General features: G+C 61.9%; 9 protein-coding genes. 3 read left to right on the top strand and 6 right to left on the bottom strand.

Going from position 1 to position 11,607, the window contains the following annotated elements:
• The coding region (locus tag FY112_RS05110; protein ID WP_151517878.1) for a LysR family transcriptional regulator at positions 1–174 on the bottom strand (174 nt) is incomplete at its 3' end.
• Positions 175–276: 102 nt separating this feature from the next.
• Here FY112_RS05110 and FY112_RS05105 point away from each other — a divergent pair.
• The 3 genes from FY112_RS05105 to FY112_RS05095 all read left to right on the top strand — a co-directional run bounded on the left by FY112_RS05105 (position 277) and on the right by FY112_RS05095 (position 2,981).
• A complete protein-coding gene (locus tag FY112_RS05105; RefSeq protein ID WP_246700610.1) occupies positions 277–1,926 on the top strand; it encodes a carboxylesterase family protein in 1,650 nt (549 codons plus the stop codon).
• A gap of 199 nt (positions 1,927–2,125) precedes the next feature.
• Entirely contained in the window at positions 2,126–2,344 is a 219-nt protein-coding gene (locus FY112_RS05100) for a flavodoxin (RefSeq protein WP_246700609.1), read from the top strand.
• Between the two features lie 61 nt (positions 2,345–2,405).
• Entirely contained in the window at positions 2,406–2,981 is a 576-nt protein-coding gene (locus tag FY112_RS05095; RefSeq protein WP_210384801.1) for a nuclear transport factor 2 family protein, read from the top strand.
• Between the two features lie 606 nt (positions 2,982–3,587).
• Here FY112_RS05095 and FY112_RS05090 read toward each other — a convergent pair.
• The 5 genes from FY112_RS05090 to FY112_RS05070 form a co-directional block, all read right to left on the bottom strand.
• Positions 3,588–5,501, bottom strand: coding sequence for a mechanosensitive ion channel family protein (locus FY112_RS05090; RefSeq protein WP_131719263.1), 1,914 nt, complete (start codon positions 5,499–5,501; stop codon positions 3,588–3,590).
• A gap of 154 nt (positions 5,502–5,655) precedes the next feature.
• On the bottom strand, positions 5,656–7,098 hold the full coding sequence (locus FY112_RS05085; RefSeq protein ID WP_151517876.1) for a DUF1254 domain-containing protein: 1,443 nt from the start codon (positions 7,096–7,098) through the stop codon (positions 5,656–5,658).
• Between the two features lie 111 nt (positions 7,099–7,209).
• Complete coding sequence (locus FY112_RS05080) at positions 7,210–8,040, bottom strand: transporter (protein ID WP_151517875.1); 831 nt, start codon at positions 8,038–8,040, stop codon at positions 7,210–7,212.
• Between the two features lie 111 nt (positions 8,041–8,151).
• Positions 8,152–9,954, bottom strand: a complete 1,803-nt coding sequence (locus FY112_RS05075; RefSeq protein ID WP_017961629.1) for an adenylate cyclase — start codon at positions 9,952–9,954, stop codon at positions 8,152–8,154.
• Positions 9,955–10,169: 215 nt separating this feature from the next.
• Complete coding sequence (locus tag FY112_RS05070) at positions 10,170–11,513, bottom strand: alpha/beta hydrolase (RefSeq protein WP_246700608.1); 1,344 nt, start codon at positions 11,511–11,513, stop codon at positions 10,170–10,172.
• Positions 11,514–11,607 lie beyond the last annotated feature (94 nt).

Below are 11,607 nucleotides of genomic sequence, written 5' to 3'. Positions count from 1 at the left end.
CGAGATGTTCCTGGACGTTCTGGCAAGCAGGCGAAGGCCGAGGCGTTCCTCCAAATTCTTGATCGTCTGGCTCAAGGCCGACTGCGAGACATTCAACTTTGCCGCAGCCTTTGTGAAGCTGCCCTCGCGCGCTACGGCAACAAAGACTGCCAGATCGTTGTAGTACTTGGCCATCTATAAGTTTTCCTAATAGGGCCTATAGGATTCCACCATCTTATCGATGAAGGCAAGCTAACCTACTTCAACAGCGATCAGATGATGGAGACACCGATGACGATGGGCCGGCCGGGCAGACGCGCATTTCTATCCACGGTGGCGCTTGTTATTGCCGCCCCGATCGTGTTGCGGGGGACGATGGCATGTTCGGCAGAGCCAGTCACGGCGAAGATAAAGAATGGAATCCTTCGGGGTGTTCGGGCGAAGGGCGCCTTGAGCTTCAAGGGAATTCCGTATGCGGCAGGTACGGCCGGAGCCAACCGATTCAAAGCTCCGCAGCCGGTAGCGGACTGGCATGGTGAGCGCGACGCCACAGAATACGGCTCGCTCAGCCCCCAGATCAATACGGGCATGAGCGGCTCTGTGTTCGGCTGGTATAACCAGGACGAGCCGCTCGGGGAGGATTGCTGCGTCCTCAATGTGTTCACGCGGGATCTTGACACCAACGCCAAGCGGCCCGTGATGTTCTACATCCACGGCGGCGGCTACATCAATGGCGGGGGAGGCGGCGCCGGTCTCGACGGAAGTAATCTTGCCCGATACGGCGACGTCGTGGTGGTGACGATCAATCATCGTCTAAACGCCTTCGGTTACACCAACCTGTCCCACCTCGACCCTGAGCACTTTGGCGATGCGGCCAATGCCGGCAACCTCGACATCGTCGCCGCTCTGGAATGGGTGCGGGACAACATCACGCAATTCGGCGGCGATCCCGGCAGCGTGACCGTTTTCGGCCAGTCCGGTGGTGGATCGAAGATCATGACCCTGTTGGCGATGCCGAAGGCACAAGGTCTGTTTCATCGGGCGATCAGCATGAGCGGCGCCGCCGGCCTGAACGTCGATCCGGCTGCGGCGATGGAACCCTATGTAAACGCGTTCATCAAGGAACTGGGGGTCGATCCGAAGAACCTCGCCGCCGCCCAGCAGATCCCGATGCAAACCGTGCTCGACGCCCGTATCCGCGCCGTAGCAGCCTCGTTCGAAGGCGCCCGGCCAGTCATCGACGGCAAGCATATTGTGGCCCGTCCAATGGCCCCGGAAGGCCTGGCGATGCATGCCAAGGTTCCAATGCTGTTGGGCAGCACCAAGACCGAAGCCAGCCTGTTCTTCCAGAGCGACATGCGCAACTTCACGCTAACGGAGGAGCAGATGCGGGTGCGGTTGCGGACTACGTTCAAGATCGATGACGCTAAGGTCGACGCCATTATGGCGGCTTACCGGAAGGCGTCTCCCGATATGACGCCGTCGGACATCCTGGTGGCGGTCGCCTCCGACGTTCAATTCCGTCTTCCGCTGACCGGTGCGGCGGAAACCAAGTCAGGCGCAACAGGGCAGGCCCCGGTCTACATGTATAATTTCAACTGGACGATCCCGTGGCAGAACGGCGTGCTCGGATCGCCGCATGCAGTCGACATCCCGTTCGCCTTCGGCACCGTCAATGAGGCCGGGGAGATGATCGGTCCGGGCGACGACGCGATGGAGACCTCGATGAACCTCATGTCGGCCTTCGTAAACTTTGCAAGGACAGGAAACCCAAACAACGCTCGCATGCCGGACTGGAAACCGTACGACACAACGACCAGAACGACGATGCTCGTCGATGCAACGTGCGAGACGGCCCTGGATTGGAGAGGCGATGCCCTCAGAGAGGTCGCGACCTTGAAGATTGATCCGTTCAATCGTGCTGCGCTTTATAGATATGAGGCCTGAACAAGGAGGCGGAGAGTGATCCCCACAATCCCCAAACGCGCCCTTCTGCAAATAATGTTTCTGAGCGCCGCCGGAGTGGTCTTTCCCAAGGTGCAGGCTCTCGCAGAACGCCAGCCTCCTCGAAATCAACCCAGCCACGCCCTATCCGGAAGACTACCAGGCGACCGTGGCGCAGGCCGCCGCAGAGACTGCTCCGCCGGTGATCCGCTCGTTCCTTCTGGCGCATGATCTGACGGGTAGGTCTGTCGTCCCCTTCGTCACCCACGGCGGTTACGGCCTCGGCAATAGCATGGGCGTGGTCGAAGCCCACGCGCCCGAAGCTACCGTCCGTCGTGGGTTTTCGCTCGCAGCAGACCAGGAGAAACGAACTCTGGAAACTGTTTCCGCCTGGTTGGACGCCCTGCCGCCAACAGACTGACTGCATGCCGGCGCTCCAGGCAGGTGGAAAAGCTCGCGATCATATCGATGGAGAGACAGTTTTGACAAAATATAAAGCCCGCCGATTGCAAGGAGGGTGGCATCGTCATCTGCTCGCCGGACTTTCTCTGGGGCTGGCGCTGATCCTCTCGCCCTTAGAACCGGAGGCGCAGACGATGAGCCCTTCTACCATTGAGCAGAAACTGCAGGCACTCGAAGACGGAGCAGCCTTGAAGACCCTCGTCGACACGTTCTCCAATCTGGCGGACACAAAGGATGTCACCGCCCAGCTCCTGTTGTTCACCGAGGATGCGACTGTTTCTAGCGTATCCAGCGGCCAACCGGGTTCATCCTTCAAGGGCCGCAAGGAGATTGGCGATGCCTTTGCTGGCTACCTCGCCAACTTCGAGACCGTCTATCACATCAACGGTCAGCAGACGGTCGAGCTGAATGGGGATACCGCGACTGGAACAGCCTATTGCCTGGTCGTCCTCATTGCGGATGAAGCCGGAAAGAAGATCAAGAACACCAGCGGCGTCACCTACCATGATGAATATGTCCGTCGCGACGGCAAATGGCTGATCGCCAAACGGACCTCCAATTTTGCCTGGCGCGATCGTCAAGAGCTGGGCCAATAGTACCGCTTCCGCGAATTCGGCGTGTCCGGGTAGCCCGCGACGCCATCCGCCGCGCTCATGCCGCCCAGCCGTCGCAGCGATACAAAGCGAGTACTTGTTGAGCGCATTCCCGAGATCGCCGCAAGGATCCCGGCATCGGTTCGCGTTATCCGAGCGACATCAGAGTTGTCGCTCACCAGCTCGACTTTGCCACCAGGTTTTACGATTTAAGCTGACAAACTCGGCGAGCCTATTTTGCTTCCAACCTCAATGCCTGGTGCCTGGTTCTCTCTGGCAACAGCGTCTAGTTTTTTCAGGAAGTCGCCGAAAACGTCTTCGGAGTCGGCGGGCAATGCGAACTCTGGTAGGCCACGCAAATGTGGTCCCAAGCGCTTCAAGGTATCGCGCTCGATGATTCCGGCTGCGGTTGTTTTATACGTTTCAGACATGATGGCACAACGACGGCGCCAGTTTTAAGTTCCGCAATATTGTATTACTATTTGATAACTCGCTTGGCGAAGCCCTCAGTGCCGGGCGGACCGTGACGTGAGACATTCAGGACGACGGTCTCTCGAGGTAGACGCCAGTCCCGAGGGCGGACGTCGTTCCCTGCCACAATCATGCCAACTAACCCTCCTCCGCCACCCCCTTGTCCTGCTCCGTCCGGAGCGCCGTCGCGGCCGCCGCTGCGCTGTCCCTGGCATCGCCGCCGACTTGAACCGAAGGCGTCGCGAAATCGATGCCGTTTGCCTTGAACGCCTCGCGGATCTTCGCGTATGCCTTGCGCCGGATATAGGTCTGCATGCCCGGCACCGTCGTCATCGCGAAGCTGAGGACGATGCCGTAGTCGCCGAACTCCTCGACGCCTTTCATCTTCAGCGGCTCGATGAACAGTGGCCCGAGTTCCGGATCGGCCTTCAGCTCCTCCCCGATCTTCTTCGCGAGCTTGCGCGCCTTCTCGATGTCCGCGTCGTAGCTCACGTTCACCCGAAACTTGTCGATCACCCAGTCGCGGCTCATGTTCTCGACGGCGCCGAGCTCGCCGAACGGAACGGTGAACACCGGGCCGCGGTGATGACGCAGCCGCACCGACCGGAGGCTGAATCCCTCGACGGTTCCCTTGTAGCTCTTCGCCTGGATGTATTCACCTACACGAAAGGCGTCATCAAGCAGGTAGAAGATTCCGCTGACGACGTCCTTCACCAGCGTCTGCGATCCGAAGCCGAGCGCGACGCCGAAAATACCGGCGCCCGCAATCAGCGGCCCGATCTGGACGCCGAGTTCCGCGAGCACGATCAGGCCGGCGACAACCGCCACTATGACGGCGAGCATGTTCCGGAAGATCGGCAGGAGCGTCCGAAGCCGGCCCTGCCGGGCCGCCTGAGATGCATCGCCTGCGACACCGGACGAAACGGTGAGCCGTCTGTCTATCCACGACCTAGCGAGATGCCACGCGAGATCGGCGAGTAGTAGAACAACCACGCTCTTCAGAAGTCCGTAGGACACCGCGGCCACGACATGATTGTTGTGGACCAGGGAGTTCGGATCAAACCGCCAGACGAGGGCTAGCCATGCAGCAGCCGCCACCACTACGACGGCACGGCTGCCACGGGCAAGCAGGACGCGCTTCATGCTGTCAGGTTCGGAAGGAAACGCTTCGGCCGCCGCCCGACCGGTGAAGCGCAGCACCGTGGGCAGGGCCATCGCGTAGACGCCCAGCCAGAACAGGCCGTGCAGACCGACGCACCAGAGCGCCCAGATGACGACGAAGGCAAGGCATAGCGATATGCGCGTGGCAAGGGTCCTCCCGGACGAGGAGACGGCGCCCTCGACGGCCAAAGCGAGGAGGGCGATCGAAAAGCAGAACGAGATCGCCTCCGTAGCCGCCGGGTCGATCGACAAGGGCGGGCCAAGACTTGCGGCGGCAACCGCGACTACGGCAACTCCCGCAAAGACCTTCGCCCGCCTGCGGACGGAAGACGCCAGCACCGCCGCATCGAGAAGCGCGGAGATCGTTCGGTAGGCGACGAGCGCCAGCAGCGACACGAGGAGGACGATGCGTGGAAGGGCGGGCCAGTCGAATGCGAAGAAGACCGCGCCCATGGCCACCGCGAAGACGCCGATCGCCAGCAGGCGTTCCTGCAGTCCTTCAGCGCGTCGTCTCGACCGCGCGAACATCCGCTCGGCGAGAAGTCCGACCGCCGTCAGCCCAAGGAAGACGACGAACACCGGCAGCTTTCCGTGGGACAGGGCGTCCGCCCTCGTGCGAGAGGCTGCCGCCATGAACTCGCCGGGAATCCTTGGAATTACCTGAACGACGCCATCAATCCGGCTCCGTGTGGCCGCCTCCCATGTCGCCAGCCCGGCGTCCACTTCCTCGACGGCTATCGACGACGGGCCGGGCGCTTTCTCCAGCCATGACCGAACCTCCGGATCCTGCAGCAGCCGCACGAGATCGTCGACCTTCTGGGGTCGTGGAGCCTCCTGAGCGTGAGCAGAGGCGGACATCGTCAGGGCCAGAAATAGCCCGATCCATTTCATACACTTGTCCCCTTCCGGCTGTTTTTCGACTGAGAAGACCGGTCTCTAGTCCGACTTCAGGTCGACGTCCAGCCGGTTGCGGCGCTCCGAGCTCGTGGAGCGCCTTGTCGAGCCCGCCGGCGCGGAGCAGGTTCCAGTCGGCGTTCAGCGCCTTCTACGAAACCCGCCTCACGCCGGGCGGTTGCCACGTTCCTTTACCCGCAGGCAGGATCGAAGGCGCTTCTGTTTTCGGCCAGTACAGGCGCATCACGAGATAGATCGTGCCGTCCGGGGCCGGAAGCCAGTTGGTTTCCTTGTCCGCTCCGGGGCTGTCTTTCTGGATATAGAGGGTGAGCGAGCCGTCCTCGTTCTTCTTCATTCCCGGCAACATCGGAGAGTTGATGAGGTAGCGATTGATCGGGTTCTTGACCAGGAACTGGCTCTTGCCGTCGTACATCGTCACGGACCAGAAAGAATACACTGGCGGCGACTGGCCGGGCGGGAAGGTCAGTACGTACTTGTGCTTGCTGCCGTCGAGCGGCTCACCGGTCGAGTCCGTCCGGGTATAAGGGTACATCGCCTCGACTGCGTCGTTGGCATAGAGACCGGCCTTGGCGGCACCAGCGCGCATCAACCAATCGCCGTCGTAGAAGGCCTCGTCGCCAAAGAACGCGCCAACGTTCCAGCCGTTGATGTTTTTGTTTCCGCTGGTCAGCCACTTGTCGACCTTGCCGTCCCCCTGTTTCATCCCGATCAGCATTTCGGCCTTGTGTTCGAGCGGCAGATCCTTGAACTCGAAGGTCTTGCCAGGACCGATGCCGATCCTTGCAAGCTTCGCACGGATCTCCTTGTCCCTTGACGTCTCCGGGACGAACTGCAGAGCCACGTCGAGATATTCGAAGAAGTTTTTCTTGATGCCGGCAGTGGTGGCGGGAAGGAACTCGATCGTCGGTGCGGCGGGCGGGGCGGGTTGCTTGAGGAAGGCTGAAAGCGGGTGCGCCTTGTAGCCGGCCTGCACCTTTTCCACGTTCGCCATATCCTCGGCATCGATAAGCTGTGTTCGGAAGTTGGCGAATACGAACGGGGTGCTCGAGGTGAAGACCTGCTTGATGCCGTCGGGCTCCTCCCCATTCCAGTCGGGTCCGACCACGAGATAGGAGCCCGGCTCTGTTCCCGTAGCGCGCGAGCCGATATAGCCGAAATTGTAGGTGTTGCCGTCGATGAGCTGGACCGAGTAATAGCGTTCCTTCTCGACCGTCGGTACCGAGATGACCATCGGCTCAGCACGCAAGTCCAGCCAAAGGATCGAGTAGGGCGTGTCGCTGTTCGGCGTGATGATTGCCGTGTCCACCGGGCTGGCGACCTGATGCATGTTGTTGATCTCGTTGAACGGCGCCTTGAACTGTCCGGAGTTCCTGTCCACGGCGAACTCGTTCATCACCGCATAGTTCATCACCAGCGGCAGGCCGTAGATGAAGCCTTCTTCAGCGATGTCCTTGGCCTCCAGCAGACTGGGCCATTCGGCCTTGTTCTGCGCAAGCACCGGGGTGGACTTCGCCGTTGCGGCGACGAGTGCGGCCATCGTAGCAGAGCGGAGTAGATCGCGTTTCGTAAGCATTTGAACGTCCTTTCGGTTCGCGGCGTGCGATCAGGCACGCGCAGGTGGCAGGAGAAGGGGTCATGCGGCTGCGGACATCGAGCGGTCCCAACCAAAGCCGGTGTTATGCGCCTACTTCGGAAACAGGAAGGTCAGCCCGACCCGGACGCCGAGCCCTTCGGGGCCGTCGTCAGGAGCCGCCGCCCAGTATCGAAGTCCGGCCGTCAGGCTGATCGGCTGCTCGTTCACCTTGACCAGCTTGGAGACGGTCAGATTGATCGGCACCGACCAATCGTGCGCCTTCCAGTCGTATGTGGATTCCGTGTTCAGCGCGAACGTCCAGGCAGTCGGCGTCGTGTAGGAGAGGAATGGCTGCATGTACGTGCTGCTGATGTCGTTGCGATCCTCGTTGCCGGCGAACGACCAGATGTGGTTGGCCAGTACGCCATAGGTCCAGGGGCCGTCCTGCTTCAGCGCGACGATGGTCGGCCCTGCGCGCCATTTCTCGCCGCCGAGCAGATCGTCCGTCGCGGTCGGGATCAGGAAGACAGGTCCCGCCCCCCAGATCAGGCCGCCATCGGTCGGCTTGGCAGGCGACAGGAAGAAGCTCTGAACGACGTCGCCGAGACCGAACTGCGACCCGGATTGCCCGGCGATGTCGTTCTGGTAGGTCACGGGAAGGATCGTGCGGGAGATCAGATTCCAGTCTGCGTTCAGCGAGAAGGGGATCACGGGCTGGATGTTCAGCGTCGCCTTGTCGCCATCGAGCGGACCGTAGCCATGGTCATAATTCAACTGGAAGGGAACGCTGATGAGCGAGGCGATCGGGTTCGAAAGCTTCTTGGCGAGATCGGAGCTGGAATCCTGACCATAGGCCGGCGCCCCCAAGCCGAGGGTCGCGGCGACGGCGAGCGTCAGGGACCTCTTCAGCGGCAGGGTGCGGGTCGATGCGGTCTTGGCCATTTGCTCTGTCTCCATCCGATGCCGAGGCTGGCGGCGAGCCTCGGGTCATGCGCCGGGAGAATGGCGGAACGAGCGGGAAGAAGAAACGTATGTTACTGTAGCGTACGGGCTTCACGGGCCGTATGAAGCGTCGGAGACCCGGAACTCGGCTTCGATGTCAGTCGCGCTCGGCACTGGCAGTCCAGCCCGTCGAAGCGCTGCGATCATGCGCATGCTGTCCTTCGGCGACAGGTTTCTCTTCCGGTTCTCGACCACGATGTTGGGCAGATAGTCGGGGCGCATGTTCATGAACACCTCGCCCTCGCGCTTCGCTTCCGCCAACAGCCCCGCCTCGGAGTAGATGACCGCCGCAACGCCATGGAAGAGCGGAAATTTCTGCAGGTCGGCTTTACGGATCAGCCGCACCGCCACCTCATGATCGTCGAGCATGCAGGCGATCAGCGCGCGTGTCCCGAAGTAATATCCGGCGCCGCCCGGATTGAGCTCGATCGCACGATCCAGCAGTTCCGCGCCGCGCTTCCATTGCCCCGAGAACGCGACGCGCGTTCCGAGTTCCCCGAGGAACTCCGTGTCGTTCGGGTTGGCGACGAGCGCCGCTTCGCCGACTTCGAAGGCTTCTTTCGTCTCGTTGTTGAAGAATAGAGCCGTCATGAGCGCCTGCAGGGCGCGCGTGTTGTCGGGTTCGAGCGAGACCGCCCGCCGCGCCGAACCCAGCGCTCGCTCCATCGCAGGACCCTTGTCACTCTGTGGATTGAACTCGAACCGGCCCTCGTCGAGATGGATGAACGAGAGCATCGACCAAGCGGTCGCGTAGCCTGGGAAACGCGCCACGGCGTTCTGAAGACAGTCGCGCGCGATCAGATGCGTTTCCGGGTTCAGCTCCTCGCGGTAGGCGTAGAAGCGCAGCGTGCAGTCATGGACGCCGACATCGTCCGGCGGCGGGTTGGCCGCCAACGATTTCGCGATGATGCCGTAAGGCTGGGCGATCGCCGTCGCCACCTTGCTCGCGACATCCGTCTGAATAACGAAGAGCTCGTGCGTGTCCAGGTTCTCGTCGTAGTGCTGCGACCACAGGATGGATCCTTCGGAGGTGTCGAGGAGACGCACGGTCACGCGGATCTTGTCGCCCGCGACGCGGACCCCGCCCGCGAGAAGGTAGTGCGCGCCAAGTCCCTCGCGCACCTGAGACGCCTCGACGCCTGGAGGCAGTGCCTTCGATGTCTCGCGGCCGAAGACGGTGATCTCCTTGAAGCGGGGAAGGGCGGTTAGAAGCTCCTCGGTCAGCCCGGCGGCATAGCGTGCAGCCTGGGGGCCGTCGCCAAGATCCGCGAAAGGTGCGATTACAAGGGTCGGCTCGCCCGGAACCTGCCCGGCGGAACGACCGGTGGCCGGCCCCGTCAGAACTCCCGCGTAGTAGCCAAGCGCCGCGCAGACGAATGCCACGAGCGCGGCCAGCATGGGCCAGGCGCGTCGCCGCCACGCGAAAACCCGGGGCTCGACGACCTCTTCGATCGGCGCATCCCCGGTCGCTTTTGTCGGCGCGTCATTCCACGTAAAGGTCGGCACGTAGCCGCCCTTAGGGATGTCGATGCGGATCGGATCGCGTTGGCCTGCAACGAGATAGTAGCGTTCGATGACCCGGCGAAGACGTCCGGCCTCGATGCGGACGACCGGATCCTCCTGAGAGAAGCCTGCGCTTCGGTTGAACACTTCGATGGCGATCGAATACGCCTTGAGACGCTGTGCCCGGCCTGCAAGCGTCTCCTCGGTGACATATTTCAGGAAGGCAGCGCCGCGTCCGGCGCTGGGAAACTCGCGGCTCGACAGAATCCGTTCAAGCTGCGCCCTGACCTCCTCATGGGTCGGACAGGGGCGCTCGGCCTGATCGTCAGGCAAAGGCACCGAGGTCTGCATTGCATCCTTCCCCTCGTCACACAGATGCGCGACAGTTAAAGCTTGTATTAAAATCCCCTTATGCAACCTAACCCCCGAGGAGCCCTTCGTCTACCTGAAAGAAGTTTCAAGGTGGATCGCCATGGGCCGGGCAAGCGGTTGGGGACGATGACGGCGATGAACGGGCATGACGAAGAGCGTGCCAGGCGTGGCCGAACTCAAGCGGGCGCCTCCTGCTATCGTTGCTTCCGGCACGCCGGGTCGGCCGGCATCGCAGCGCAGTTCTTGACCGCGATCTTCTGCGTGCCGCCGTCTTGTCCGGTCAGACCGCCGACATGATTGGCGTAGTTGCTGCGAGTATCGGCGTCGAGCACGGCGACGGGGGCGGTCAGTACGAGGCCCGCGGCGCTTCCGGCCGCCGCCGCCACATGCGTCGTCCCTGCAAGGATTGTGTCGCCGAGGCCGACCCGGCTGTCGGTCAGCGTCTGCCCTTCGGACAGCCGCGCGCCGATGAGCTGGACGACTTGCGGCGATTCCGCGAACTTGCTGTGATTGAGGTCGTCGCTGACCTTGATCTTGGTCAGATCGATCACCGAGACCTTGTAGTCGGCGAGTTCGGTCTTGTACGGCGCGGTTTCCGGATCGATCGAACCGAGCCGCGGGATGTTGCCCCAGACCCGCCGCGAAAAGGCAAGCGCTTTGTCGTCTTGCGAGACGAAGAGCGTGAACTGCGGGTGAGGATCGCCCATGTCTTCGATCTGCGACCGGAAGACGTCCACGTCGACGTCCGGAGCGGCCAGCATGACGTTCTTGAACTTCGGCGGAAGGCCGTCATTGCGGATCGCCATCTGCCGGAGCGCTTCCAGCGCCAGCCAGTTGCCCATCGAGTGGGCCAGCACGTTGACTTCCTTCACGGTCCCGTCTTTGGCGAGATACTGGAACAGCGTCTCGAGCGCGTTGCGCGTATAGTTGGTGCTCTCGCGGTCATAACCGTAGGCGAGCAGGCTGCCGCGCGATGGCCAGGTCACGAGGACCGGCGTGCTGTGGACATTGGAATCGTGGACGATCTGAGCGAAGCGGTAGACGCTATCCTCGAAGCGGTTGTTGAAGCCATGGATGAAGACCAGGACGCTTTGGTCGCGGTTCCTTTTGACCGAGGCGTTCAGCCAGTCTTTCGCACCCTCGAGACTGAGCTCATCGGCCTTCAGCGTGGCGAAGTCGGTCTTTGGATTCGAAGGCAGCTTCCTTGGCCAAGCGACGTCGCCCTCCTTGCGGACCTTGGGCAGTGAAACCCTCATCTGCGCAAAGGACGGCGTCCGGGCGCGCTCGCCCGTAAACATCTCGCCCGGAACAGTCGATCGGGCGCGCGTGGTCGCGACGAGCATGTCGACGCGACTGGTACCCGGCGCGGTGTCCGCAACGGGGGACAGCACGCCCTTCGGATGTCCGCCGCAGCCAGCAAGCACGACCAGCGCGAGGCATGGAAGAAGTCGCCGGATACGACCAGCAGTCAACGAAGCAAACAAGCTCAAGTCCCCTGTTGAAATCGATTCGCCGTGCTCGATGCTCACGGCGATCATCGAGCGCTATCGTGGGCAGACGTCCCAGAAACCCGTCTTCTTGGTGCTATCGGTATAGTACCAGCACATGCCGGACTTCGGCGGCGTCCCGGCG

Origin of the sequence: Rhizobium sp. PEPV16 (assembly GCF_008919455.1) — a bacterium.
Taxonomy (GTDB): domain Bacteria; phylum Pseudomonadota; class Alphaproteobacteria; order Rhizobiales; family Rhizobiaceae; genus Rhizobium; species Rhizobium leguminosarum_Q.
Note: the sequence above shows the minus strand (reverse complement) of the source record. Positions and strands in the feature narration are given on the sequence as shown.

Coding starts and splice junctions, on each gene's coding strand:
- FY112_RS05070 (WP_246700608.1), bottom strand. CDS start 11,513: ATGATCGCCGTGAGCATCGAGCACGGCGAATCGATTTCAACAGGGGAC.
- FY112_RS05105 (WP_246700610.1), top strand. CDS start 277: ATGGGCCGGCCGGGCAGACGCGCATTTCTATCCACGGTGGCGCTTGTT.
- FY112_RS05080 (WP_151517875.1), bottom strand. CDS start 8,040: ATGGCCAAGACCGCATCGACCCGCACCCTGCCGCTGAAGAGGTCCCTG.
- FY112_RS05090 (WP_131719263.1), bottom strand. CDS start 5,501: ATGAAATGGATCGGGCTATTTCTGGCCCTGACGATGTCCGCCTCTGCT.
- FY112_RS05085 (WP_151517876.1), bottom strand. CDS start 7,098: ATGCTTACGAAACGCGATCTACTCCGCTCTGCTACGATGGCCGCACTC.
- FY112_RS05075 (WP_017961629.1), bottom strand. CDS start 9,954: ATGCAGACCTCGGTGCCTTTGCCTGACGATCAGGCCGAGCGCCCCTGT.